The sequence below is a fragment of the Dickeya chrysanthemi NCPPB 402 genome (genome assembly GCF_000406105.1).
Lineage (GTDB): Bacteria > Pseudomonadota > Gammaproteobacteria > Enterobacterales > Enterobacteriaceae > Dickeya > Dickeya chrysanthemi.
The window spans coordinates 3,211,423-3,238,306 of sequence record NZ_CM001974.1 but is presented as its reverse complement, the minus strand read 5'-3'; the positions used below and the strand labels follow the sequence as shown (position 1 = coordinate 3,238,306).

The 26,884-nt window shown below is 54.5% G+C and carries 23 protein-coding genes and 1 pseudogene; 23 read left to right on the top strand and 1 reads right to left on the bottom strand.

Annotated elements, in window-relative coordinates; all coding sequences use genetic code 11:
* The first annotated feature begins 17 nt into the window (after nt 1-17).
* The 16 genes from rffG to DCH402_RS14095 all read left to right on the top strand — a co-directional run bounded on the left by rffG (nt 18) and on the right by DCH402_RS14095 (nt 19,233).
* Nucleotides 18-1,082, top strand: coding sequence for a dTDP-glucose 4,6-dehydratase (rffG, locus tag DCH402_RS14175; RefSeq protein ID WP_040001833.1), 1,065 nt, complete (start codon nt 18-20; stop codon nt 1,080-1,082).
* Nucleotides 1,083-1,107: 25 nt separating this feature from the next.
* Nucleotides 1,108-1,977, top strand: coding sequence for a glucose-1-phosphate thymidylyltransferase RfbA (rfbA, locus tag DCH402_RS14170; protein WP_040001831.1), 870 nt, complete (start codon nt 1,108-1,110; stop codon nt 1,975-1,977).
* A 1-nt stretch (nt 1,978) separates the two neighbouring features.
* Nucleotides 1,979-2,515, top strand: a complete 537-nt coding sequence (rfbC, locus tag DCH402_RS14165) for a dTDP-4-dehydrorhamnose 3,5-epimerase (RefSeq protein WP_012770533.1) — start codon at nt 1,979-1,981, stop codon at nt 2,513-2,515.
* Nucleotides 2,512-3,369, top strand: a complete 858-nt coding sequence (rfbD, locus tag DCH402_RS14160; protein ID WP_040001829.1) for a dTDP-4-dehydrorhamnose reductase — start codon at nt 2,512-2,514, stop codon at nt 3,367-3,369. Before rfbC ends, rfbD begins: the two co-directional genes overlap by 4 nt.
* 79 nt (nt 3,370-3,448) lie before the next feature.
* Complete coding sequence (locus DCH402_RS14155) at nt 3,449-4,369, top strand: glycosyltransferase family 2 protein (RefSeq protein WP_040003617.1); 921 nt, start codon at nt 3,449-3,451, stop codon at nt 4,367-4,369.
* A complete protein-coding gene (locus tag DCH402_RS14150) occupies nt 4,366-5,637 on the top strand; it encodes an oligosaccharide flippase family protein (RefSeq protein ID WP_040001827.1) in 1,272 nt (423 codons plus the stop codon). Before DCH402_RS14155 ends, DCH402_RS14150 begins: the two co-directional genes overlap by 4 nt.
* 174 nt (nt 5,638-5,811) lie before the next feature.
* Nucleotides 5,812-6,648, top strand: a complete 837-nt coding sequence (locus DCH402_RS14145) for a glycosyltransferase family 2 protein (protein ID WP_040001825.1) — start codon at nt 5,812-5,814, stop codon at nt 6,646-6,648.
* 308 nt (nt 6,649-6,956) lie between these two features.
* Complete coding sequence (locus DCH402_RS14140) at nt 6,957-8,387, top strand: mannose-1-phosphate guanylyltransferase/mannose-6-phosphate isomerase (protein WP_040001823.1); 1,431 nt, start codon at nt 6,957-6,959, stop codon at nt 8,385-8,387.
* A 14-nt stretch (nt 8,388-8,401) separates the two neighbouring features.
* A complete protein-coding gene (cpsG, locus tag DCH402_RS14135) occupies nt 8,402-9,778 on the top strand; it encodes a phosphomannomutase CpsG (protein WP_040001821.1) in 1,377 nt (458 codons plus the stop codon).
* 106 nt (nt 9,779-9,884) lie between these two features.
* Nucleotides 9,885-10,892, top strand: a complete 1,008-nt coding sequence (locus tag DCH402_RS14130) for an NAD-dependent epimerase (protein WP_040001820.1) — start codon at nt 9,885-9,887, stop codon at nt 10,890-10,892.
* Nucleotides 10,893-11,069: 177 nt separating this feature from the next.
* The gene (locus tag DCH402_RS14125; RefSeq protein ID WP_040003616.1) at nt 11,070-12,236 is read left to right on the top strand and encodes a nucleotide sugar dehydrogenase; all 1,167 of its coding nucleotides are present in this window, start codon (nt 11,070-11,072) and stop codon (nt 12,234-12,236) included.
* Nucleotides 12,237-12,321: 85 nt separating this feature from the next.
* Nucleotides 12,322-13,221, top strand: coding sequence for a sugar phosphate nucleotidyltransferase (locus DCH402_RS14120; protein ID WP_012883974.1), 900 nt, complete (start codon nt 12,322-12,324; stop codon nt 13,219-13,221).
* Between the two features lie 300 nt (nt 13,222-13,521).
* Nucleotides 13,522-14,928 (top strand): NADP-dependent phosphogluconate dehydrogenase, encoded by a 1,407-nt coding sequence (gndA, locus tag DCH402_RS14115; protein ID WP_027712663.1) that lies wholly within the window; start codon nt 13,522-13,524, stop codon nt 14,926-14,928.
* A 751-nt stretch (nt 14,929-15,679) separates the two neighbouring features.
* On the top strand, nt 15,680-16,300 hold the full coding sequence (locus DCH402_RS14105) for a YjbF family lipoprotein (RefSeq protein WP_324607067.1): 621 nt from the start codon (nt 15,680-15,682) through the stop codon (nt 16,298-16,300).
* 9 nt (nt 16,301-16,309) lie between these two features.
* Nucleotides 16,310-17,089 (top strand): capsule biosynthesis GfcC D2 domain-containing protein, encoded by a 780-nt coding sequence (locus DCH402_RS14100; RefSeq protein ID WP_040001813.1) that lies wholly within the window; start codon nt 16,310-16,312, stop codon nt 17,087-17,089.
* Nucleotides 17,089-19,233 carry a YjbH domain-containing protein gene (locus DCH402_RS14095; protein ID WP_040001811.1) on the top strand — a complete coding sequence of 715 codons (2,145 nt, stop codon included), beginning with the start codon at nt 17,089-17,091 and terminating at the stop codon, nt 19,231-19,233. The genes DCH402_RS14100 and DCH402_RS14095 overlap by 1 nt, the downstream gene beginning before the upstream one ends.
* An 86-nt stretch (nt 19,234-19,319) precedes the next feature.
* On the opposite strand, the gene DCH402_RS14090 is transcribed toward DCH402_RS14095, so the two are convergent.
* Nucleotides 19,320-20,429, bottom strand: a complete 1,110-nt coding sequence (locus DCH402_RS14090; RefSeq protein WP_233276290.1) for a hypothetical protein — start codon at nt 20,427-20,429, stop codon at nt 19,320-19,322.
* A 476-nt stretch (nt 20,430-20,905) separates the two neighbouring features.
* On the opposite strand from DCH402_RS14090, the gene DCH402_RS14085 reads away from it, so the two are divergent.
* The 7 genes and pseudogenes from DCH402_RS14085 to DCH402_RS14060 form a co-directional block, all read left to right on the top strand.
* Nucleotides 20,906-21,898: a hypothetical protein gene (locus DCH402_RS14085; RefSeq protein WP_233276289.1), complete on the top strand. Its 993-nt coding sequence runs from the start codon at nt 20,906-20,908 to the stop codon at nt 21,896-21,898.
* The gene (locus DCH402_RS23155) at nt 21,895-22,419 is read left to right on the top strand and encodes a hypothetical protein (RefSeq protein WP_233276288.1); all 525 of its coding nucleotides are present in this window, start codon (nt 21,895-21,897) and stop codon (nt 22,417-22,419) included. The genes DCH402_RS14085 and DCH402_RS23155 overlap by 4 nt, the downstream gene beginning before the upstream one ends.
* Before the next feature lie 313 nt (nt 22,420-22,732).
* Nucleotides 22,733-23,764 carry a hemin-degrading factor gene (locus DCH402_RS14080; RefSeq protein WP_040001806.1) on the top strand — a complete coding sequence of 344 codons (1,032 nt, stop codon included), beginning with the start codon at nt 22,733-22,735 and terminating at the stop codon, nt 23,762-23,764.
* The gene (locus DCH402_RS14075; protein ID WP_040001804.1) at nt 23,761-24,576 is read left to right on the top strand and encodes a heme/hemin ABC transporter substrate-binding protein; all 816 of its coding nucleotides are present in this window, start codon (nt 23,761-23,763) and stop codon (nt 24,574-24,576) included. Before DCH402_RS14080 ends, DCH402_RS14075 begins: the two co-directional genes overlap by 4 nt.
* A 29-nt stretch (nt 24,577-24,605) precedes the next feature.
* Nucleotides 24,606-25,562 carry a FecCD family ABC transporter permease gene (locus DCH402_RS14070; RefSeq protein ID WP_050583372.1) on the top strand — a complete coding sequence of 319 codons (957 nt, stop codon included), beginning with the start codon at nt 24,606-24,608 and terminating at the stop codon, nt 25,560-25,562.
* The gene (locus DCH402_RS14065) at nt 25,555-26,349 is read left to right on the top strand and encodes a heme ABC transporter ATP-binding protein (protein ID WP_040001802.1); all 795 of its coding nucleotides are present in this window, start codon (nt 25,555-25,557) and stop codon (nt 26,347-26,349) included. Before DCH402_RS14070 ends, DCH402_RS14065 begins: the two co-directional genes overlap by 8 nt.
* A 60-nt stretch (nt 26,350-26,409) precedes the next feature.
* Nucleotides 26,410-26,742, top strand: a pseudogene (locus DCH402_RS14060) (TonB-dependent receptor); the annotation flags it as partial.
* Nucleotides 26,743-26,884: the final 142 nt, after the last annotated feature.

Sequence of the window (26,884 nt, the reverse complement as noted above, 5' to 3'; positions counted from 1 at the left end):
CTGAAAGGTCATTATTCATGAATATTCTGGTAACGGGTGGGGCTGGGTTTATTGGTTCAGCCGTGGTGCGTCATATCATTCAGCATACGCAGGACCGGGTCATGGTGGTGGATTGTCTGACCTATGCCGGCAATCTGGCGTCGTTGAAAGAGGTGGCGGCCGATCCCCGTTTTTTGTTTGAGAAAGTCAACATCTGCGACCGGGCTGGGCTGGATCGCGTGTTTACGACCTTTCAGCCGGATGTGGTGATGCATCTGGCGGCGGAAAGCCACGTTGATCGTTCTATTGACGGCCCTTCCGCCTTTATTGAAACCAATATCACCGGGACTTACACCTTGCTGGAAGCCGCGCGACAGTACTGGTCGGCGTTGCCGCAAGCGCGTAAGACGGCATTTCGTTTCCACCATATTTCGACGGATGAAGTGTACGGTGATCTGCACGGCACCGACGATCTGTTTACCGAAACCACGCCCTATTCGCCGAGCAGCCCGTATTCCGCCTCCAAAGCCGCCAGCGATCATCTGGTGCGCGCCTGGCTGCGGACTTACGGTTTGCCGACGCTGGTGACCAACTGTTCCAATAACTACGGGCCGTATCATTTCCCGGAAAAATTGATCCCATTGATGATCCTCAATGCGCTGGAAGGCAAACCGCTGCCGGTTTACGGCGAAGGCAACCAGATTCGGGATTGGTTGTACGTCGAGGATCACGCCCGGGCGCTTTACACCGTCGTCACCACCGGCGAAGTCGGGGAAACGTACAACATCGGTGGGCATAACGAGCGGAAAAATATTGAGGTGGTACAAACCATCTGTGCGTTGCTGGATGAGCTGAGACCGGAGAAACCGGCCGGCATCCGCCATTACGCCGAGCTTATCACCCATGTAACCGACAGACCGGGACACGATCTGCGTTATGCGATCGACGCGTCGAAAATCTACCGCGAACTGGGCTGGAAGCCGCTGGAAACCTTTGAGTCCGGCATTCGTAAGACGGTGGAATGGTATCTGGCGAACGAGATCTGGTGGCGCAGCGTTAAGGATGGCTCCTATACCGGTGAACGCTTAGGTTTACCCCTTTAATCGTATTCTAGTTAAGGAAAGTTCAATGAAAGGCATTGTACTGGCAGGCGGTTCCGGAACGCGACTGTATCCGATTACCCGCGGGGTATCGAAGCAACTGTTGCCCATTTACGACAAGCCGATGATTTACTATCCGATTTCGGTACTGATGCTGGCCGGGATCCGGGACATTCTGATTATCTCGACCCCGGATGATCTGCCCGCCTATCGTCGGCTGCTGGGCAACGGTAGCCGGTTTGGAGTTAATCTCTGTTACGCCGAGCAGCCGTCGCCGGACGGTTTGGCGCAAGCGTTTCTGATTGGCGAAACCTTCATCAGCGGCGATCAGTGTGCGCTGGTGCTGGGCGACAACATCTTTTTTGGTCAGAGCTTCGGTAAGAAACTGGAGAACGTGGCCGCCCGCACCGAAGGCGCTACCGTGTTCGGTTATCAGGTGATGGACCCAGAACGTTTTGGCGTAGTGGAGTTTGATGACAATAAGCAGGCAATTTCTCTGGAAGAAAAGCCCAGCAACCCGAAGTCCAACTGGGCGGTAACCGGGCTCTATTTCTATGACCGACACGTGGTGGAAATGGCTAAGCAGGTGAAACCTTCCGCACGCGGCGAGCTGGAAATCACCACGCTCAATGAAATGTACCTGCAACAGGGCAACCTGAATGTGGAAGTGCTGGGACGTGGCTTTGCCTGGTTGGATACCGGCACCCACGACAGCCTGCTGGAGGCTTCCCAGTTCATCAGCACTATCGAGAAACGTCAGGGCTTCAAGGTCGCCTGTCTGGAGGAAATCGCGTTCCGCAAAGGCTGGTTGACGCGTGAACAGGTGGCGGATGAAGCCCGTTATCTGGCTAAAACCCATTATGGCCAGTATCTGGCCCAGTTATTAACGGGGATGTGATATGCAAGTTCGTGATACCGCCATTCAGGGCGTCAAAATCATCCAACCCAAGGTCTTTGGCGATGCCCGAGGCTTTTTTCTGGAAACGTTTGAGAAAAAACGCTACCAGGAGATGCTGGATATCGACCTGGACTTCGTGCAAGACAACCACTCCCGTTCGGCCAGGGGCGTGTTGCGCGGGCTGCATTTTCAGACCGTCAATCCGCAAGGCAAACTGGTGCGCGTGGTGCGTGGCGAAGTGTTTGACGTCGTGGTGGATATTCGGCCCGACTCGGCGACATACGGTCGCTGGGAAGGGGTGCTCCTGTCGGAGGAGAATAAGGCCCAGTTCTGGATTCCGCCCGGTCTGGCGCACGGTTTTGTGGTGCTCTCCGACCTGGCGGATTTCGAGTACAAGTGCACCGACTACTACAACCCGGCTCACGAAGGGTGCCTGTTATGGAATGATCCGGATATCGGCATCGACTGGCCGATCGCCTCGCCTTTGTTATCGGAAAAAGATAGCAAAGGTAAAACATTTAAGGAGCTATGGGCATGAAAGTGTTGTTAACCGGTGCTAACGGTCAGTTAGGACGTTGCTTTCAGGATCGGTTGCCGCAAGGGTGGTCGGTACTGGCAACGGATACCGATTCGCTGGATATCACTGATGAAGCGCAAGTGCAGGCGACGGTGGCATCCTGGCAACCGGATGCGATTGTTAACGCCGCGGCCTATACCGCGGTGGACAAGGCGGAATCGGAACCCGAACTGGCGGCGCGCATCAATGTCGCCGGGCCGGAATATCTGGCTCGGGCTGCGCGTCAGCAAGGCGCACGTTTTATCCACGTGTCCACTGATTATGTGTTTGATGGTACGGCGACCCGTCCCTATATCGAAACCGACGCTACCCACCCGCTGGGCGTGTACGGTCAGACCAAGCTGGATGGCGAACGGGCGGTCTTGAAGGTGAACCCGGCGGCGCAGATTGTGCGTACGGCCTGGGTATTCAGCGAGTACGGCAACAACTTCGTCAAAACCATGCTGCGGCTGGGCCGCGAGCGGGATAGCCTTGGCGTGGTTGCCGATCAGCGTGGTTGTCCGACCTATGCCGGCGATATCGCCGACGCCATCATCAGCGTGTTGCAGCAGCAGGCAGAAGGGGGGCTGTATCACTTCTGCGGCGATGAAGAAGTGTCGTGGCACGCGTTTGCCGATGCGATCTTCGCCATGGCCGATAAGCAGCAGCTATTGAGCCGCGTGCCGACGGTGAATGCGATTACCACCGAGCAATACCCGACGCCGGCAGCGCGTCCGGCGTATTCTACGTTGAATTGCACCAAAATCGCCCGTTTAGGCATATCGCCATCCGCCTGGCGGGCGGCATTGAGCGTGATCATTCCCAAATTGGTCTGATGATTATCAGGCGCGGTAAATCCTGTTGATGGATTTACCGCACATCATTCTCGTATTTCCTTATCTTCGGTTGGCAGAGATGACAGGTCACGATCGGATCAGTATCGCGTTGGCCACCTATAACGGTGGGCGCTATATCAAACAACAACTGGATTCCATCCAGCATCAGACGCATCAGGACGTTATCATTCATGTGTGTGACGACGGTTCCCGTGATAACACGCTGGAGATGGTACGGAGTCATGAGCTTTATCAGCAGGGTAAAATCCGTATTTATCCTGGTAACGGCGGTTTGGGGGCAATGAAAAATTTCCGTCGCGCGATTGCCTGCTGCGAAGACAACTATATTGCCCTGTGCGACCAGGATGATTATTGGGTGCCGGAGAAGCTGGAGCTACTGCTGCATGAGGTCAAATCTCATGAACAGGGCGGGGAAACGCCGGTACTGGCATTTTCCGATCTGGAGATCGTGGATACGGTGCTGGGGCCGTTGTTTCCCTCTTTTTATCGCGCCTCCATTAAATCGTCGGCGGCCCGCCAGCCGGAGGATTTTGTCGTCAGCAATCATATTCCGGGTTGCGCCATGCTGTTCAATCGCGCCTTAAAGCAACTGATAGAACCGATGCCGGACGATATTCGCATGCACGACTGGTGGATTGCGATGATCGCCGCTCATAGCGGGAAGATAGCCTATGTCGATAAGCCGCTGATTAAGTACCGCCAGCATGGCAATAATACCGTCGGCGCGCCCGGTATTCTGCGAAAGCGCCTGTTGCCGGATAGCGTGCTGTGTCTGAGGAGTTATCCGGTGACCCGGCGGCACAGCCGCACCATGTTGAACGCCCTGACGCATTTTTGTCAGCAGCATCCATCCGAACATACCGATTTTCTACGCGTGATCCGCGGAGAAGCCGGCATGTTAAGCAAGCTGTCGCTGATGCGGCGTGCCCACAACGGCGAGCGAAAACTACTGAGTTGTGCGATCTGGTGGATGGTATGAGTGATAAAAAGGCAATAAAGCGCGAGGTTATCTATCTCTATATTATCCAGATTTCCAATATGCTGTTGCCGCTGGCGACCTTTCCCTATCTTGCCAGAGTGCTGGGCGCGGAGTTTTTCGGCAAACTCAGTTACGCGCAATCCATCAGCTTTATCGCGTTATTTATTGTCGATTTTGGTTTTAACTTTTCCGCGGCCAGAAAAGTCAGCGCACATGCCGGCGACATCGCCGCCATTAATGCCTTGTACTCGAATGTGCAATGCGCCAAAGCCATACTGTTGGTGTTGGTGATGGTGGTGGGAACCATTGTGGACCTGCTGACGGCACAGTCGGAAACGGACGCCATCCTATTCTTTATCGGCCTGGTGTCGTCGTTGAGTTCGTTGCTGTCGGCTGCCTGGTTATTTCAGGGGATGGGGAAAAACTCCCATCTGGCTATTCTGAACCTGATTTTTCGCATACTGGCGCTGGGGTTGATTTTCCTGTTGGTCAGTTCACCGGCGGATATTTATCTGGCGGCGATTATCCAACTGTTCCCACCGGTGTTGGTCGGGCTGGTGATTCAATACCACTTGCAGCGCCGTGAATCGATACGCTGGCGGTTGGCGGGCATCAATCTGCACACGGTGATGGGCGAAATCAGGGAGAGTTTTCACAATTTTTCCGCCTCATTGTTCACGCTGGGATTCACTTATCTGAACCCTGTGGTGATCAAATTTATGTTCGGCGACGCCGCGCTCGGTCATTATGCGGTGGCGGACAGGCTGGCATCGGTATTGCGCCAATTGTATAACCCGATCGTACAAGGCAATTTCAGTCATATTTGCAGTTTGTACAACCAACTGGCGTACAGCGCTATTCGCGCACAATTGATGAAGGTGCTCACGATGTTTTCATTGCTGACCGCCAGCGCGTTTTTGGGCAATCTGCTGATGGGGGTGCCGTTGATACACTGGGTGTTCGGCAAGGAGTACGATATTAGTCACCTGCTGACAATCATGATTGTCACGCAGTTTGTGATCTCGTTGTCGATTATTCTGGTTAACTTGATCATTATTCCCGCCGGATTGAGCGTGTATTTGAAACGGGTCTATTTCATCGGCCTGTTGTGCCATTGCTCTTATCTGTTTTTCTTTACGCAATGGTGGGGCATGTATGGTGTGGCCGTTGCGGTCGGGGCGACGGAGTTCATCATTACGGTGATCTTCTTTTTTATGGTAATGAAAAAAAACATTTTGGGTACCCGAATATCAGGGATGCCCGAATAGACGTACTGAAAAATAAAGCCAATACGGTGCCGGCATTCGATGTCGCTGCTGAATAACTCAAGTCATGCAGCCAACACACCTGTAACCTGAAATATGAAAGGGATAATACAGCGATAATGCCGGGCATCAGAATGGACTCGTCACTGCAACCCTGTTTTCCCAGGAGAGAACGTCATGATTAAAAATGCAATTCTGGTGGTGTTGTATAATAAGGGACTGGAATCGTCCACAACCTTGCAGACGCTGATTCAACATCCGTTTAAACAGATTAAACTCACTATTCATAATAATGGTCCTTTTCGTATATCTGAAGAGGACAGCTTCTTTCTTCGTCTGAAAACCATTTATGAACAGGTTGAGCTGGTTAATTGTCTGGAAAATAAACCGTTGAGTCAGGTATATAATCAATTTATCGCGAATAATTTACAGGTGGAGCGGTGGGTCATTTTGGATGATGATACCACCATTAACGAATCATTCTGGTTTGCAGTGGAACATACGCAGGTGGATATCGAGTGCCCACGGATTATCTCCAGTATTAATTACAAAACCTATTATCCGGTATCAAAAGGGGAAATTGTGCTCAATGATCAGGATTTGGATCCGGCAACCGCGTTTTCTATCGGTTCCGGGTTGATCATCCACCGTCGACTCTGGGATGTTTTTGAGCGCCATAACCTGTCGCTGTTTGATGAAAACTATGCGTTATACGGGGTGGATGTCAGCGTGTTCCGCCGTATTCATCGCCTCAGCGCCGGCGGCGAAAAATTTGTATTGAAAAGCAGTTGCTATCTGGAACATGGCCTTTCCCGATCTGAAAAAAAAGAAAGCGAATTTCGTATCGCAGAAAATCTGATCGACCTGGCTATTTCCGCCCGCCGTTACCCTCAATTTCATTTGTATTACCATCTTGGCTGGCGGTTGTTAAAACAATTTATTCGCTTACGGTTTAAAACGGTTTTGGTTACCATGCAGGCATTTTTTCGTGGTAAGCATCCGCGCTGTAGTTGATTTTTATCAATGTGATTTTTATCGATGAGGTTTTTGTCGATGAGGTTTTTATCGATGATTGTAATACTGTCGATTTACCAGACTTTTATTTTTGATGATTGTCGAATCATAAAATCGACTGACTTCATCTACTTTTTTATTCCTCAATAAAACTCACTCACGCTAAATAATTCAGATGGCAGGGGTAAATAACCTGCGATTTGAAGTATGGCGGGTATATACCCAAAATAATTCGAGTTGCAGGAAAGCCAACGCACCTGCAACGTGAAGTATGACGAGTATGCCACCCTATTCATCAAGGTGCGATTATGTCCAATATTATTCCTGTCATTATGGCCGGCGGCAGCGGCAGCCGGTTATGGCCGTTATCCCGGGAATTATTTCCCAAACAGTTTTTGCCATTAGGCGATGAGGGCCGTTACAGCCTGCTGCAAAATACGTTGGCGCGATTACAGGGGTTACCGTTTCTCACGACGCAGCGCCCGTTAGTCATCTGCAATGAGGATCACCGTTTTCTGGTCGCCGAGCAGTTGCGCGAACAACAGCAACTGGGGAGCAATATTATTCTGGAGCCGGTTGGGCGCAATACCGCGCCGGCTATTGCGCTGGCAGCCCATCTGAGCGTGAAAACCGACCCCGACAGCCTATTGCTGGTGCTGGCGGCCGATCATCTGATCAAGAAAACCGGGAACTTCCATCAGGCCATTCAGCAGGCGCTGCCTTATGCCTATGAAAACAAACTGGTGACTTTTGGCATCGTCCCGACCTCGCCTGAGACCGGTTATGGCTATATCAAGACCGGTGCGTCGTTGTCCGGCGGGGGATTTACGGTCGACGAGTTCGTGGAAAAACCGGATCTGGCCACCGCCGAGCGTTACCTCAAATCCGGTGATTATTGCTGGAACAGCGGCATGTTTCTGTTCCGTGCCGCCAAGTACCTCGATGAACTGCAAAAAAATCAGCCGGATATTTACGAAATGACCCGCGTAGCCATGGCGCGCAGCCAACGTGATATGGATTTTATCCGCGTCGAGTCGCGTGCGTTTATGGATTGTCCGAGTGATTCCATCGATTACGCCGTAATGGAAAAAACCCGCGATGCGGTGGTGATCGCTTTCGATGCCGGCTGGAGCGATGTCGGGTCGTGGTCGTCGCTGTGGGAGGTATCGGAGAAAGATGCGCAGGGTAACGTGACGCTGGGGGATGTCATCGCGCTGGATAGTCATAACAACTACGTTTCCGCCTCCTCTTCATCATTGGTCGCCACCATCGGCATAGATGACGCCATTATCGTCAACACCGGGGATGCCTTGCTGGTCGCGGCCAAAGATCGGGCGCAGGACGTTAAAAAGGTCGTGGAATGCCTGAAAGCACAGAATCGACACCAGTTTCGCGACCATATCGAGTCGTTCCGCCCCTGGGGTAAGAGCCGCAATATTGACGCCGGCGAGCACTATCAGGTGAAGAAACTCACCGTGCGCCCGGGGCAGGGATTATCGTTGCAGCAGCATTTTCACCGTGCGGAGCATTGGATCGTGCTGTCCGGCACCGCCAGGGTTCAGGTCGATGACAACACCTATTTTCTGTCGGAAAACCAATCCACGTTTATTCAGCCTGGCGCAGTACACACGCTGGAAAACCCAGGATTGATTGACCTTGTGGTGATTGAGGTACGTTCAGGACGCTATCTGGAAGAGGACGATATCGTCCGCTTGCATGACCGCTATGGTCGGGTATGAAGGGAGAAAGAGCGATGTCCGCATTAACCTGCTTTAAAGCCTATGATATTCGCGGCGAGCTGGGTGTCGAGCTCAATGAAGAGATTGCCTACCGCATCGGTCGGGCTTACGCCGAGGTGATTCAACCCCGGCGCGTCGTCGTGGGGGGCGATATCCGGCTCACCAGCGAACCGTTAAAACGCGCGCTGGCTGATGGCCTGCGCGATGCCGGGGTCGATGTCTACGACATCGGATTGTCCGGTACGGAGGAAGTCTACTTCGCGACCTTCCACTTTGGCATGGACGGCGGCATCGAAGTCACCGCCAGCCACAACCCGATTAATTATAACGGTATGAAGCTGGTGCGCGCGGGAGCCCAACCCATCAGCGGCGACAGCGGTCTGAAAGATATCCAGCGGCGGGCGGAGGAAAATCGCTTCGCACCACCGGCAGACCCGCATCACCGTGGGCGTTATGAAACGCTGGCGGTATTGCAGCCGTATGTCGGGCACCTGATGTCGTACATTAATCCGCGTAACCTGACGCCGATGAAAATTGTCATCAATAGCGGTAACGGCGCCGCCGGTCACGTGGTGGATGCGCTGGAAGAAGCGCTATGTCGCCACGGCGCGCCGCTGACCTTTATCAAGCTCCATCACCAACCGGATGGGACGTTTCCCAATGGCATTCCTAATCCGTTGCTGCATGAGTGTCGGGCGGATACTGCCCGTGCGGTACGGGAACATCAGGCGGATTTCGGGGTGGCGTTTGACGGCGATTTCGACCGTTGTTTCCTGTTCGACCATCAGGGGCGGTTCATCGAGGGGTACTACATTGTCGGGCTGCTGGCGGAGGCTTTCCTGAATAAAGCGCCGGGCGCCACCATCATTCACGATCCGCGCCTGACCTGGAATACGGTAGATATCGTCACTCGCCAGGGCGGCAATCCGGTGATGTCGAAGACCGGACACGCCTTTATCAAAGAGCGGATGCGTAAGGAAGATGCCGTGTATGGCGGTGAAATGAGCGCACATCACTACTTCCGCTCGTTCGCCTACTGCGACTCCGGCATGATCCCGTGGTTGCTGGTGGCGGAATTGATTAGCGTACGTGGACAATCCCTGTCGCAACTGGTAAGCGAGCGTATGCAGGCTTACCCGGCTTCCGGAGAGATCAATTCTCTGTTGACCGACCCGGTCGCGGCGATTGCGCGTGTGCGTGCCGCCTTAGAACCGCAGGCGCTGACGGTGGATGAAACCGACGGTATTAGCCTGACATTCGCCGACTGGCGTTTTAACTTGCGCCGTTCCAACACGGAACCGGTGGTGCGCCTTAACGTCGAGTCACGGCAGAATGTCCGGTTAATGGAGGAGAAAACCCGGACGATTCTGGCGCTGTTGCGTCAATGTTGAGGTGATTTCTGGCACTCTCTCGCATGTTTTCCGTGGTTAGCGGGTGCTGAATTAAGGCGGTGAATGGTATTATCTCCGCCATTCAAGTCACATTAAGAGTTCCTGAATGAAATTTCTTGTTACCGGCGCGGCCGGCTTTATCGGCTTCTATACTTGTCAGTCACTCTGCGCCGCCGGGCATACGGTGGTGGGGATCGATAACCTCAATAGTTACTATGAGGTATCGCTCAAGGAAGCGCGACTGGCGAAATTGCGGGCGCTGAGCGGTTTCCGTTTTGAACGGATAGATATTGCCGATAGCCAGGCGATGACGGCGTTATTCGCGGCGGAAAAATTCGAGCGCGTTATTCATCTCGCCGCGCAGGCCGGGGTGCGTTATTCGCTGGAAAACCCGATGGTGTATGCGGAAAGCAACCTGATTGGCCATTTGAATGTGCTGGAAGGCTGTCGCCACCACGGAGTTGGTCACCTGATTTATGCCTCTTCCAGTTCGGTGTACGGGTTGAACGGCAAAACGCCGTTCGCCACCACCGACGCGGCCGACCATCCGATTTCGCTGTATGCCGCGACCAAGAAATCCAACGAGTTGATGGCGCACTCCTATTCGCACCTGTACGACCTGCCGACCACCGGATTGCGCTTTTTCACGGTATATGGGCCGTGGGGGCGTCCGGATATGGCGCTGTTCAAGTTCACCCGCCGCATTCTGGCTGGTGAACCGATCGATATCTACAATCAGGGCGACATGTGGCGTGATTTCACCTATGTCACCGATATCGTGGAAGGGGTGCTGCGTGTGGTGGACCAAATCCCGACGCGTAACGCCGACTGGACGGTGGAAAGCGGCTCGCCGTCCACCAGTTCCGCGCCATACCGCCTTTACAATATCGGTAACGGTAGCCCGGTGCGGCTGATGGATTTTGTCACGGCGCTGGAGTCGGCGTTGGGGCGTGAGGCGGTGAAGAATTTCATGCCGATGCAGGCCGGCGACGTTTATCAGACTTATGCCGATACCAGCGACTTGTTTGCGGTGACGGGCTATCGGCCGCAGGTCGGTGTGAATGAAGGAGTCCGCGCTTTCGTAGACTGGTATCGGGATTTCTATCAGGCCTGAACGAAATAAATTAAAGAGAATCCCCCACGTGTTCGGGGTGCCGGGCTACGTCTGCATGTCGAACCACGCATCTGCAACCTAAGGTTGAGGGGGGAAGACGGCGGCCGGCGTCTTCGCGGCTTTGCCGGTGTTCTGGAACGGGTACAGTGTGTTACCCGGTAGGATGATGGACAGATGATGAAAATTGCAATTGCGGGTACCGGTTATGTTGGCTTGTCCAACGCCATGCTGCTGGCGCAGCATAATGAAGTGGTCGCGGTGGATATCGTCGCCGAAAAAGTGGACATGCTGAACAAAGGCATCTCCCCGATTGTGGATAAGGAAATCGAAGCTTATCTGCGCAACCCGGCGCTGAATTTTCGCGCCACGCTGGATGCCGAGTCCGCCTATCAGGGCGCGGAGTTCGTTATTATCGCCACCCCGACGGATTACGATCCGAAAACCAATTACTTCAACACCCGCTCGGTGGAAGCGGTGATCGGTAAGGTGCTGGAGGTCAACCCCGACGCCGTGATGATCATCAAATCTACTATCCCGGTGGGGTATACCGCTCAGGTTCGCGAGCAGTTCGGCACCGAAAATATCATCTTCTCGCCGGAGTTCCTGCGTGAAGGCCGAGCGCTGTACGACAATCTGTATCCGTCCCGTATCGTGGTGGGCGAGCGTTCCGAACGTGCCGAGCGGTTTGCTCGCCTGTTGGTGGACGGCGCCATCAAAACCAATATTCCGGTGCTGTTTACCGGTTTGACCGAAGCCGAAGCGATCAAACTGTTCGCCAATACCTACCTGGCGATGCGCGTGGCCTACTTTAACGAACTGGATACCTATGCTCAGACTCTGGGGCTGGATAGCAAGCAGATCATCGAAGGCGTCGGGTTGGATCCGCGAATTGGTCAGCACTACAACAACCCGTCGTTCGGTTATGGCGGTTACTGCCTGCCGAAAGATACCAAGCAGTTGCTGGCTAACTACGAATCGGTGCCGAACAACCTGATTCGGGCGATTGTCGATGCCAACACCACCCGTAAGGATTTCATCGCCGATTCAGTGATCAGGCGTAATCCGAAGGTGGTGGGGATTTACCGGCTGGTGATGAAAACCGGGTCCGACAATTTCCGCGCCTCCGCGATTCAAGGGGTGATGAAGCGTATTAAGGCTAAAGGCATCGACGTGGTGGTGTATGAACCCGCGTTGAAAGAGTCGGAGTTCTTCCGCTCCCGAGTGATTCATAATCTGGATGAATTCAAACAGATGTCCGACGTGATTTTGTCGAACCGAATGGCGCCGGAATTGTCTGATGTAATGGAAAAAGTGTATACCCGCGATCTCTTTGGGGCTGATTAGGTGTATTCTTGCGCCAGAAAAATCAATGTGGCGCGGTCGTTGCCTCGTCGCGGAAAACAGCAGCACGTTTTTGAGAGAATACGAAATGACAGCATTAAAAGCGATTATCCCCGTTGCCGGCTTAGGGATGAATTTGTTGCCGGTTACCAAAGCGATTCCGAAAGAGATGCTTCCGTTGGTTGATCGGCCGGTCATCGAAAAGATTGTCAACGAGTGCGTCAATGCGGGGATTAAAGAGATTGTGCTGGTGACGCACGCCTCTAAAAACGCCATTGAAAACCATTTTGATACCTCTTTCGAGCTGGAATCGATGCTGGAAGAGCGCGCCAAACGCCAGTTACTGGCGGAAGTTAAGTCCATTTGCCCGCCGGGCGTGACCATCATGAACGTGCGTCAGGGGCAGACGCTGGGCCTGGGGCACGCGGTGTCCTGCGCTCACCCGATTGTCGGCAACGCGCCGTTTGTGGTGGTGCTGCCGGATGTGGTGATGGACGACAGCTCCGCCGATCAGTCAAAAGACAATCTGGCGCTGCTGATTTCCCGTTTTGAAGAAACTGGCCACAGCCAGGTGCTGGTAAAACACCGCCCATACGAAGTCTTGCCGGAATACTCCATCGTGGAATGCGAGAAGCCGCTGAATCAGGCGGGCGATGCATCGGCGATTACCTCCATGATTGAGAAACCGGAACTGGCGCCGGTGGAAGGCTCGGACCTGTCTGCGGTTGGCCGTTATGTGCTGACGGCCGAAGCCTGGCCGATTCTGGAAAACATCGTGGCGGGCGCGTGGGGGCGTATCCAACTGACCGACGCTATCGCTGAGCTTATCAAAACCCAGCAGGTGGATGCGGTTCAGATGACGGGACGCAGCTTTAACTGCGGCCGGAAGATGGGTTATGTGCAGGCGTTTGTCTCCTACGGCCTGCGTAATCCGGAACTGGGCGATGCCTTCAAAACCAAAATCAAGGCATTGCTGGAGAAATATTAAGCCGTGCCTGATGCCCGATAACACGCCGGTGTTATCGGGTTTTTTCTGACTATCGCACATTGTTAGCGGTTAGCATTGTTAGCGGTTAGCGCCGTCATTAATAGTTAGATAATTTATTGTATTGCTTTTGTTTTTTTGATTCGCACAAAATTATCCTCTGTGGCTGAACACCTACCAGATCCCTTGTCGCACCAATAACTACCCACTCAGCCGTTAGCTGGGTTACCATGTCGGCCTGCTTTTTGTTGCCTGGGGCGCAAGCAGCCGCAGGCAGGTTACCTTCAGACAGGAGTTGTTTTAATGTCCAAACAGCAAATTGGCGTTGTCGGTATGGCGGTCATGGGGCGCAATCTGGCGCTCAATATTGAAAGCCGCGGCTATACCGTTTCCATCTTTAACCGTTCCGCAGACAAAACGGATGAGGTGATTGCCGAGAACCCAGGGAAAAAACTGGTGCCGTGCTACACCGTTGAAGAGTTTGTTGAATCTCTGGAAAAACCGCGCCGCATCCTGTTGATGGTTAAAGCGGGTGAAGCGACGGATAAAACGATTGAGTCACTGAAACCGTATCTGGAAAAAGGCGACATCCTGATCGACGGCGGTAACACGTTCTATAAAGACACTATCCGTCGTAACCGTGAACTGTCTGCCGAAGGGTTTAACTTCATCGGCACCGGCGTGTCCGGCGGCGAGGAAGGCGCTCTGAAGGGCCCGTCTATTATGCCGGGCGGCCAGAAAGAAGCCTATGAGCTGGTGGCGCCTATCCTGCAGCAGATTGCTGCTCGTGCCGAAGGCGAACCTTGTGTGGCCTATATTGGCGCAGACGGTGCCGGTCACTACGTGAAAATGGTGCACAACGGCATCGAATACGGCGACATGCAGTTGATCGCTGAAGCCTACGCGTTGCTGAAGCAGGCGTTGGGGCTTTCCAACGAAGAACTGGCGAGCACCTTCTCCGAGTGGAACAAGGGCGAGCTGAGCAGCTACCTGATCGAAATCACCGCCGATATCTTCACCAAGAAAGACGAAGAAGGGAAATACCTGGTCGACGTGATTCTGGATGAAGCCGCCAACAAGGGCACCGGTAAATGGACCAGCCAGAGCTCGCTGGATCTGGGCGAACCGCTGTCTCTGATTACCGAGTCGGTGTTCGCGCGTTACCTGTCCTCGCTGAAAAACCAGCGCGTCGCAGCGTCTAAAGTGCTGAGCGGCCCGGTAGCGCAGGCGTTCAACGGCGATAAAGCCGAGTTCGTTGAAAAAGTGCGCCGTGCGCTGTATCTGGGCAAAATCGTCTCCTACGCGCAGGGTTTCTCTCAGTTGAAAGCCGCGTCTGACGAAAACAGCTGGAATCTGAACTACGGCGAAATCGCCAGGATCTTCCGTGCCGGTTGTATTATCCGTGCGCAGTTCTTGCAGACGATCACCGATGCTTACGCCGAAAACGCCGACATCGCCAATCTGCTGCTGGCGCCGTACTTCCGTCAGGTCGCCGACGAATACCAGCAAGCGCTGCGTGATGTGGTGTCTTATGCGGTACAACAGGGGATCCCGACGCCAACCTTCTCGGCGGCAATCGCTTATTATGATAGCTATCGCTCCGCGGTATTACCGGCTAATCTGATTCAGGCTCAGCGCGATTATTTCGGCGCGCATACCTATAAACGTATTGATAAAGAAGGCGTATTCCATACCGAATGGATGGAATAATATTCTGAAATATTTTTCTTATCTAAAAACCGGATGGAAATATCCGGTTTTTCTTTCTCAATATCTCACCGTAAATAACTAAGACTTTTCCGATAATATTTCATCTCATTGTAACTAATGAGGAAAATATAACGTTCTTGCGACTTGTCTTATTTCCTTACTCGCACAATCTTGCTTTTCTTATTCTTTATCCGAATCTTGGTTCGGAGCCTTCCTGTTCGCTGGCGGTTATTTCATAAAGGATAAATTGAAATAATTACTTCACAAGCGATGAGGAAGATCCAACCTGGCTGATTAATTCAGCCAGTCGTGGGCAGGAGCCTATTCTCAGCGGCTCCTTGCCCTATGTCCTTCAACGGGAAATAAAAGGAAATGGTAATGATGAAGAAAACGTTAGCAACCCTGGTGCTGGCTGTTGCCGTGCTACCTGTGGCTGCGCTTGCCGCTGATCCGCCTGCCAAAGCTGCGGGTGTTCAGGCGTCCAACGCGGCACGCGGGTCGGTAACCCCAAATGGGTACACGGCTAGTCGTGCAATCGTGTCAGGCCTTGTTTCTGCGGTGACCAGCACCGCCACTAGCACCACTGGAACCAGCACCTCAACCGTGACGTCAACGCGCGGTTAATGATGGGCTAATAACCAAGGCCACTCCGGTGGCCTTTTTTCTGCTTCAGGATGTTCAGGCGAGAACCCGAACAATGAAAAAAATCCTTGAGTTAGCTTTGTTTCGGATGTTGGTGGCCATTTTCTTCATGTCAGGGCTTACAGGGTGTTCTCAGCAACTCAGTCAACTGGGCCGGGACTTTCGGTTGGCGTTGTGGGGAGGGCAAGACGTCAGCATGACGCCGCAACAGGTGGAGCAGCTTCCCTATGCTTCAGCGTATCTGAAAGTGGGTAAGGCGCCGCGCGCGTTTGTGGTGCTGGCGTTTGCCGACAATCAGCAATTGCAGTGGGTGACGGCGGATAAAAGTAGCGTGACCACCCATTTTGGGCGACTGGTGAAAACGCAAGGGTTGGGTGAAGACATTCAACAGGTCACCCAACTGGACACCGACCCGCTCAGTCTCGGTTTGCTGAAACCCGGTACCCCGAAGCAATGGCGCACCATCGTCAGTTGGTCGCAGGTACTGCGTGGCGGTTATGACCTGCAATCGGTATTCGAGAATAAGGGCACAGAGACCCTAACGATACTGAACACGCCGAGACAAGCCGTACGTTTCGACGAGCAGGTAACCGTGCCGGCACTGGGCAAACGCTATACCAATCAATACTGGCTGGACCCGACTTCCGGTCAGGTCATCCAAAGCTATCAGTATATGGGGCCAAACATGGCTCTGGTGCAGTTCACTGTTCTTAAGCCATACAGTCAATAAGGTAATTTTATGTTGTCATTCAATCGATTGGCTGCCTTGTTATTGCTGGTGGCCGGAACATCAGGGGCGGCGCAGTTAACGGTAAAGTATGCAGGCGAAACCTTGCCTGCCGTGGTGCTGAAGGACGGCACCCGTCTGGAGCAGTTCTACGGTCAGATGGCTTTTCCGGATAAGGTCAACTGGCAAACTGCGTTACTCACCAACGAACTGGTGACGGAAAAAGTCAGAGAAAAGGGCGAAAAATTGCAGGCCCGGCTCTATCAGTTGCAACTGGTCTGGCAGGTCGAGGGCGATGGCGACTGGGCGATCGCTGCCTGGTATATGGCGCAGGCACTGAAACAGGTGAACACCGTCGGCCGGATCCGAACCAGTATCGACCCAGACATCGTGCGCCTTTCTCAGCGGGATAATCGCCCATTGGTGGGGAATTATACCCTCTATCTGTCCCCTTACCGTCAGCAGTTTTTTCTGTTTGGGTTAATCAGTACAGGTATCGATATCGGCACGCCGCATGTGTTCAAGGATATTGATCTGCAACCCGGCTGGTCAGTCGAACAGTACATCGGCAGACGGCGTTTTTTGCCAGGCGGCGATAGCCGCGACGGTTACCTCATCTCGGGTGAGGGTCACTGGCGCAAAGTCCCGCTGGCTGTCTGGAACCGCCGGCACCATGAACCGGCGGCGGGAGAAACGCTGTTTATCGGTTTTGACCCTTCCATTCTGCCTGAGGGTTTCACCTCTCTGAATGAGCAGATTGCCGACTATCTTGCCAACCGGATTCCACACTAATGGCTAACAACAGAACGTTTAAACTGAGCTGTCTGTCGCTGGCGATTGGCGGCACATTAGGGGCGTCGTCGATCTGGGCGGCTGAAGCGAATAACCAGGATGCGGCGAATCGCAGCGGTTATTATCAGCCCGCCGGCGTGTCGCAGATGGATGTCGGCGGCGTCGGGTTATGGCAGATGCCGACGGCGCGTATGGCGGATAACGGCGAATTTAGCGCCAGCTATCGTGATAATCAGGAGTATCGCCGTTATGCCATTTCGTTGCAGCCGCTCGACTGGCTGGAGGCGACGCTGCGTTATACCGATATCCGTACCCGGCCTTACAGCAACTCGCCCGGCTTCAGCGGCAACCAGACCTACAAAGATAAGAGCTTTGACGTCAAAGCGCGTCTGTGGCAGGAAAGCCGCTGGCTGCCGCAGGTGTCGCTTGGTTTGCGCGATATCGCCGGTACCGGCTTGTTCGACAGCGAATATCTGGTAGCCAGCAAGCGCTGGGGGCCGTTTGATTTCACGCTGGGTATGGGGTGGGGCAACATGGCGCAGAGCGGCAATATCACCAACCCGGCCTGTCGGCTGGCGTCGGGATTCTGTACCCGCACGGCCTCGACCACCACCGGACAGTTCGCGGTGAAGAACTTTTTCCACGGGCCGGCGGCGCTGTTTGCCGGGCTGGAATACCAAACGCCGTGGGATCCGCTACGGGTCAAGCTGGAGTATGACGGCAATGATTATAGTCAGGAGGCGGCGGATCTAACGCGACCGGTATCGCAGCATATCAAGCAGGATTCGCCGGTTAACGTCGGCCTGGTGTACCGTGCTACCGACTGGCTGGATACGTCGCTGTCGTGGGAGCGCGGCAATACGCTGATGTGGGGATTTACACTGCGTACCAACTTCAATCATATCAGGCCACAGCACCCGGATGATGAGCCGCCGGTGTACTTGCCGGCGAAGAATAGCCGGGGCGGTACCGACTGGCAGCGCATTTCCCGCGAACTGGATGACAAAGCCGGTTTTGCACAGCCGGATATTTATGCGGACGATAATCAGGTCACAGTGGTGGCTGATCAGTACAAATACCCTGATGACGCCGACGCCAGCCGCCGGGCGGCGACGGTGCTGGCGAATAATCTGCCGGACAACGTCACCGACTACCATATCGTGACGCGTAGCGGCCCGCTGACTACCGCCAGCACCCATGTCGATGCGGCAGGGTTCCGCCAGTTGGAATCCGGCGGCACGCCGTTGGGGCTGGATGAGCCGAATCCGTATCGTACGGAGCCGCTGTCGGCACCACACGGTCGTCAGGTGCTGCATACCGAACCGCCGCGCCTCTCCTACGGCATCGACCCCGCGTTGCAGCAGTCGTTCGGCGGCCCGGAATCGTTTTATATGTACCAGTTGTCGGCCAACGCCAGTGCGGATTACCGCATTACGGATAACTGGCGATTGGGCGGTACGGTGAACGTCAACCTGCTCAACAACTATGATCAGTTCAACTTCAAATCGCCGCCGCAGGATGGCGCAGCGCTGCCGAGGGTTCGCACCCATATTCGCGAGTATGTCACGGCATCGGATGTCTTGCTGACCAATCTGCAATTGTCTCGTTACGATCACCCCGCGCGCGACTGGTATACCCAGGTCTATGGCGGTTATCTGGAAATGATGTACGCCGGGGTCGGTGGCGAGGTGTTGTATCGGCCGTTCGGCAGCAATTGGGCGGTAGGGATGGATGTTAACTACGTCAAGCAGCGAGACTGGGACTCCCCGCAGCGCCTGAGGGATTACAGCGTCACCACCGGCCACCTCACGACTTACTGGTCGTTGCCGTTTGTCAAAGGCGGGCTGGCGAAAATCAGCGTCGGGCGCTATCTGGCGGGCGATAAAGGCGTTACGTTGGATCTGTCGCGCCGCTTCGACAGCGGGATTGTCGCCGGCGCTTTCGCCACCGTCACCAATGTCAGCGCCAGCGAGTATGGTGAAGGCAGCTTCACCAAAGGGATCTACTTTACCATTCCGTTTGATTTGCTGTTCAGTTCGCCGACGACGCGCCGCGGTTCCATCGGCTGGGTGCCGCTGACTCGCGATGGCGGCCAGATGCTGGATCGGCGCGATGTGCTGTACAACATGGTTGAACGGGAATAATGGCGGACCACGCAAGTATCAGCGCTGCAATAAACGTCACCCGTTAACACGCCGCGCCGCCGATTTTGCCGGCGGCGCGGGTTCGATCAGGGTTGATGCGGGAGTGGAGATGACGCCGGCGGGAGCGCTACACGGCTTTGCCGACGATACAACGTACTGCTGACCATCATCATGGTGACGAACAGGAATAAACCGGGTGAGAAGTACCCATAACCACGCAGGAAGAATTCGACGGCGTAGGCGATCACCACCGCCATGGCGATCTTCAGCAGCGTCGATTCAGTATCGGTATTATCACGGATGCGGTTGATGGTACTGACGGCTTTTTTCAGTATCAACAGATAGCCGGTGCTCAGCAGCAGGCCTATGGCGCCGAATTCGCTGACGATTTTCGATGCTAAAAAGCCGCCGTCGTTACGGTTGAAATCACTGCCGGCAAGCGACTGGATAACATAACCGTATTTGCCGACGCCGTTGGTTCCGGCCATTTGCAGCCCCAGCCCGATCCCCTGGCTCTCCAGCAAGGCGTTTTTCGCGTCGTCCAGCCCCTGCAGGAATACCAGTGTCGTGAGGTTATCGGTATCGTCGTTGATAGCCAGCCGTGACCCAAAATAGGCGATGGCCGGCAGGTCGGAAAAATAGGTCAGCATCACGTAGACCGCCGCGATTAATATCACGATGATGGTCAGCATCAGCGTGATGCGGCGCGCCATCCAGAAGACGAAAATCGCCATCATGCAGAACACCAGCAACGTCAGGTTGGGGAAGATCAGCGCCTGCAACAGCATGTTGCCCAGCAACACCACGCGCTCCCGGTTTTTCATCAGAATGCCGCTGGCACAGACGAAGATACCTACAGTCAACGCGTAATGGCTCTCTTCGGAGAAAGGGAATACCGCTTTGGGTTTGGCTGCATAGCTGCCGATATCAATGCGATGAATCACCGAAATCCAGCCGAGTAGCAACAAGGTATAAGTCACGGCGCGAAAAGCCGAAGCCAACTTGGCGGGTGGAACCGTCAACAGGCGATTGGATAACAGTATGGCGCCTAGGAAAATAATAGTGAGCGCCGGTAACGTAAATAGTGGTTTGTAATTGTCATACATCGCGGCGATATAACCGGATTGCATCAGTAATATAAATATCGCCATCGAGAAAAGTAAGATTTTTCCACTGGGAAATGCCAGATTTTTCATATAACGAAGGCCGTAAATATAAATGGGGACGATTGCCACCATCATGCCCGGCGCCAGTGAAGATTGTTGCAAAAATACAAACACAAACTGTGGTATCAGGAAAATGCAAAGCATTGTCCAGTAAAGAGGTTCATACTTTATGGCGGCTTTCAATTTTCAACTCTCCCTATCTCAGTTGATGTTTATTATGAGCGATGATAAAGCAGGTTGAATTGAATTTTTAATTATTTTTTCAGAAAGTTTATGACATTTATTGATGCGGTTGTTTATCCTGCTTGTTATCAAACAACGACCGTCCATTATGCCGGTTTTATTCTTAATGTAATGAATTTATACCCAAAATAATTCGAGTTGCAGGAAGACGGCGACGCAGCGAATCCCCGGGAGCTTACTCAAGTAAGTGACTGGGGTGAGCGAGGAAAGCCAACGCACCTGCAACTTGAAGTATGACGGGTATATATATCGGAGAGATTGCTATGAACAGAAGAGATTTCCTGGCCGGCAGCCTGGCATCATGGGCAGTGAGCTCTACGGCTGCGCCGCAGGATAATAACGCCCAGAATAATAATACTATTTCGTTTACCAATGATCTTACGCGTTACAATATCGATTTTTCCGGAAAGAAGGATTCTACCGAATCTTTTCAGACACTTCTTAATGATATGCTGGAGCAATCTAAATCCTTATCAAATGCTCAGCAAAAAGTCAGGTTAATGTTGCAGGGCGTGGTGTTGGTCTCTTCTACGATAAAAATAGATGCGTCAAAAGTGTCTATTCATGGCCCATTGACAATTATTTTTACTAAAAAAGGTAATTTTGATAACTATGCGATTGTAGTGACCGGGAATCCGGATGTGGATGCGGCTTACAGTAATATCGTGGACAGTTTTTTTTCCGGTGTGCATTTTATTTCTGAAAAGAGAACCTTAGACCTGTTTTTTGCCTACAACCCGGAAAATAATTCCAACCGTAACGCGTCCTGTTTGTTAAGTATTTATTCCTGCCGTTTTACCGGGTTCAGAAAGGTGTTTTCCAATGGTGCCGGCGGTTGGGGTTGGAACTGGTTCTCCTGTGGGTTTAATAACTGTGATCGCCTGCTGTACCTGACCCGTCAGCCGGATTCCTACGAGCGTTTTACGTTTATCGGCTGTATCTGGCAAAACGGCGGTTACGCTTTTGAGATCGATAACCCGGACGGCGTGGTGTATTGGCAGGCGGGGAGTTTTGATTATTGCGAAGGGATCGCCTTGATTAACGAAGGGCATGTCGAAATCAACGGCCACTTCGAATACGTCAGGCGTAAGCAGCCTGCGGTGGTGCTCAGGAAAAAAACGCCAGCTTTGTATTCAACGGCGGGGCGATTTTTGTACGCCAGAATCCGGAACAACCCTACCTCATTTTTGATCAGGCGTTCGATTATCAAACCACGCTGGCCAACATTCGCTTTGCCACCGACGGTATCAATGTGACCTCCTGTGTGATCTCCAATCGCCCTTGCTGGAAAAATAATCTCATTTTTACCAATCAGATGGCGGAGCTGATAGCGCTAAACGACAGCGGGAGTACGCTGGTTTACCCTGGGGTTGCCGGTTGCGCTTGTCGTTACGATCCGGCGCATATTAAAGAAGATAACGGCCGATTTGTGAAAATCGCCGCCGGCGATAACGTACAGGTGCAGTTTCTGATACCGGTGAACGGGCATGACCAAATCGGAGTGATCTGGCAGGCGCAAACCTCCGTCGTCGGCAAGGTGGCGATTACCAAAACACTCCATGCTTACGGCGAAAACGGCCCGGGGCCGGTCATGATGGACCTGACTCGTGACGGCAAGGATTACATTCAAAGCAGTGACCGATTGCAAAAGGGCAGCTCGGGCACCATCTGGAAAATTCCGCGCAGTGCCTGGCTGTTTGCGTTGTCGTTCAATCTTTCTACGGCCAATGTCGGCGATTATCTGGATATACGTGAGCTGAAACTGGTGAGTTGCTGAACGTCAGGACGTCTTTCGTTTTTCGAAAGCGTCGTGTAATCAATATACCCGTCATACTTCACGTTGCAGGTGCGTTGGCTGCAGTGGGTTTCCCGCACGGCGATTGATTCAAACGTAGGTTTATTTCCCATCCCGAGACCGGGTAACCCCAGATTTATCCCTGTTAAGTGTAATGATTTGGTAATGCCTTTGTTACGAATACGTCTTGTTTTCATTTGATGTTAATGATAATAATTATTATTAATATTTGTAGACTATTCACACATCAATACCGTAGCCAGCGGACGGCGCTGTCGAGGGAGTTTTTTGGCATATGCAGCATCACTACACACACTACCTGCAACTGAAAGTTGAACATCCACGCAAATATGCCCGTGATTTGGCTCAAATGATGGGGCTTCGTGAAGCGGAACTGGCATCGCTGCGCGTCGGGCATGATGCCCGCCGTTTATCCGGCGACACGCGCGCACTGCTGGCCGGGCTGGAGGCCGTCGGCGAAACCAAATCCATCACCCGCAATGAGTACGCGGTGCATGAACAGGTTGGGGTTTACCATAATCAGCGCATCGGCGAACACGTCGGTCTGGTGCTCAACCCACGCGGGCTGGACCTGCGCCTGTTTCCCGAGCAGTGGGACAGTGCATTTGCGTTGACGGAACAGACCGCGCGCGGCGAACGTCATAGCATTCAGTTTTTTGATCGTCACGGCGATGCGGTGCTGAAGGTTTATGCCACCGACAACACCGAGCTGGCCGTCTGGCAGGCGCTGACTGACAGCTTCACGCTGGCGGACAATCCGCCGTTGGCGCTACAGCCTGTGCCGCTTGAAACGCCGACTGACGCACTGGATGCGGCGCAGATCGAGCAGGAGTGGCGGGCGATGACCGATGTTCACCAGTTTTTCCCGTTGCTCAAACGGCATCAGGTTACGCGTCCGCAGGTGTTTCGTGCGGTGAGCGATGACCTGGCTTGTCAGGTGAGTAATCAGTCGTTAGCAACGTTGCTGCACACCGCCCGGCAGGCGGGCAACGAAATCATGGTTTTTGTCGGCAACCGCGGTTGCGTGCAGATTTTCACCGGCGTGATCGAAAACGTGACGCCGCTGGAAAACTGGCTGAATGTCTTCAACCGTGATTTCACACTGCATCTGGCAGAAGAGGCCATTGCTGAAAGCTGGGTCACCCGTAAACCGACCCAAGACGGCATCGTCACCAGCCTGGAATTGTTCGCCGCCGACGGCACGCCGATCGCCCAATTGTTTGGTCAGCGTTCGGAAGGGGAGCCGGAGCAGGCGCGCTGGCGTGAGCAGGTGATGTCGCTGGTGACGTCGGAGGTGGCGGCATGAAAGCGCTGTGTTTGATGTTGCTGTGGCTGCCGCTGTCGTTGCTGGCTGCCGATCGGGTAGTCACGATTGGCGGTGATGTTACCCAGATTGTGTTTGCGTTGCAGGCGGGCGACAAAGTCGTGGCGCGTGACAGCACCAGTCTGCATCCGGAGGCGGCGACAGCATTACCGAATGTCGGCTACATGCGTCAGCTAAACGCGGAAGGCATTTTGTCGATGCAGCCGACGCTGGTGTTGGCCAGCGCACTGTCGCAACCGTCCACCGTGCTGGAACAGGTCGCCAGTCGGGGTGTGCGCGTGGTGACGGTGCCGGCGCCGCAAGCGATTGAAGCTATTCGCGAAAAGATTCAGGTGATCGCTGATGCGTTGGGGGTAGCGCCACGCGGTGAGGCGCTGGTGCAACAGGTGGCGCAGCAACTGGCGGCGGTGCCGTCCCAGCCGTCGACGGCTCGCATGTTGTTTATCCTCAGTCATGGCGGCATGAACGCGATGGCCGCCGGGCAGGGCACTGCCGCAGATGCGGCGTTCCGGGCCGCCGGATTACAGAACGCGATGCAAGGATTCAACCGTTATCAACCGCTGTCGCAGGAAGGCGTGGTGGCGAGCCAGCCGGACTGGGTGGTGGTTACCAGCGACGGCGCTCAATCCCTCGGCGGCGAGGCGGCCGTGTGGAAACTGCCGGGGCTGGCGTTGACGCCGGCCGGCAAACACCAACGGTTACTGGTTGTCGATGATATGGCGCTGCTGGGCTTTAGTCTGGATACGCCCGCAGCGTTGCTGCGCCTGCGTCAGGCCGTGGATGCGGCGAAGTGAGTCCGTCCCCGCGTTTAACGTTGTTGACGATGGCGGGCGCGCTGGCGCTGCTGGCGGTGATTGCCGCCGGCAGCGGTGCAATGTCGGTGTCATTGACGCAGTTAATGATCCAACCGCTCGATAGTATGGCGTGGCAGGTGTGGCTACATATTCGTCTGCCGCGCGTGGCGCTGGCGTTGCTGGTGGGAATGGCGCTGGCGCTGTCCGGCGCCGGGATGCAGGGGCTGTTCCGCAATCCGCTGGCGGACCCGGTGTTGCTGGGCGTCAGCAGCGGCGCGGCTGTCGGCGTGGCGTTGGCGATACTGTTCCCGCTGGCGTTGCCGACACTGCTGGCGCTGTACTTGCCGTTGCTGGCGGCCTTTGTCGGTAGCCTGCTGATCATGCTGCTGCTGTTCTCCCTGAGTTTGTCGGGGGAGCGTTCCCTGTCGCGCCTGCTGCTGGTGGGCATTGCCATCAACGCCATCGGCGGCGCTGCGACCGGCCTGCTGGCGTGGATCAGCAATGATCAGCAACTGCGGCAGTTGTCGCTGTGGGGCATGGGCAGCATGGGGCAGGCGCAGTGGGTAACGGTAGCGGCGGTGGCGTCGCTGGTGGTGCCCTGCGTGTGGTGGCTGCAACGGCTGGCTTCGCCGCTCAATTTGCTGCAACTGGGCGATGAGGAAGCGCACTACCTTGGCGTAGATGTGCACCGCACCCGGCGCCGGGTAGTAATTCTGTGCGCGGTGCTGGTGGCGGCGGCGGTGTCGGTCAGCGGCATTATCGCTTTCGTCGGCCTGATAACGCCGCATCTGATGCGGTTGTTGCTGGGCGCGGATCACCGCTGGTTGTTACCGGGCGCGACGCTGGGCGGTGCGTTGCTGCTGTTGCTGGCGGATACGCTGGCGCGCACGCTGGTGGTGCCGGCGGAGATGCCGGTGGGGTTGCTCACCAGTCTGATCGGCGGCCCCTGGTTTTTATGGTTGATTCTGAGGCGGCAACATGGCTGAACCGCGTTTTGCGCCACTGGAGGCGCAGCAGTTGAGTTACCGGGGGGATGCCGGTCGGCTGCTGATTGACGATGTGTCGCTGACGCTGAACCCCGGCGAACTGGTGGCGCTGATCGGGCCTAACGGTGCGGGTAAATCCACCTTGTTGCGGTTGTTGACCGGCTACCTGACCCCACAACGGGGTGAGTGTCGACTGGGTGGCCGTGCGTTGGCAAGCTGGTCGCCGGGCGCGCTGTCGCGCCTGCGGGCGGTGATGCGGCAGGACAATACGCTAACCGCGTCATTCCGGGTGGAAGAGGTGGTGGCGATGGGCCGAACCCCCTGGCGTGATACGCCGGAGTCGGACGTGGTGTCTGCGGTGCTGGCGCTGACCGGTTGCGAGCCTCTGCGCCGGCGGTTGTATCCGCAATTGTCCGGCGGCGAGCAGCAGCGAGTCCGGCTGGCGCAGGCGCTGGCCCAGCTCTGGCAAGACGACGGCCCGCAAGGCTGGCTGTTTCTGGATGAACCCACCTCGGCGCTGGATTTGTTCTATCAGCAACGGCTGTTACGGTTGTTGAAATCACTGACCACGCAAGGAAATCTGGCGGTGTGCTGTGTATTGCACGATCTCAATCTGGCGTCGTTATGGGCCGATCGGGTGTTGGTGATGCAGGGCGGGCGCAACATGGCGGAAGGCGCGCCGTCGCAGGTGTTGACCGAGGAGGCGATTCAGCGCTGGTATCAGGCGGAGGTGTGGGTCAACCGACACGTCGAAACCGGTACGCCGCAGGTCGCGTTGCGCCGTTAAGTGGTGACGCACGGATAACGTCAAAAGCACGGCAATCATAATAATAACAACGTTACCCGCTACGGTGCCGCCGTCACGGCCACCTTCCAGAAAGGTAAGCGCGCTACCGCCACCAACAGTCAGACTTATAACAATATCGGCGCGGCGCTGACCGATTCAACCGCCGAATACATGCGTGTGCCGGGCTACGGGCTGGTGGATTTGACCGCTTACTGGCGCGTACTGCCGACGGTGCGGCTGAGCGGCGGCGTCTATAACCTGACCGACCGAAAATACTGGGACTACCTGAGTAGCCGCCAGTTGACGCTGAGCACCAATCAGGATGGCTACAACCGCGAGCTGGCGGTGATGCCGGGACGTACCTTCCAACTGGGCGTTAACGTCGATTTCTAATCGTCACTGAGCCTTGCCGGCGGCTTCCTGTCGGTTGCAGGAAGCCGCTTTTCTGCCCCGACCGCGTTCATGTATCCTTACGATATTGGCTATTTCTTCTAAATTAAAATGCTGTTTTAATTTATTGGGCGAATTGACGTAT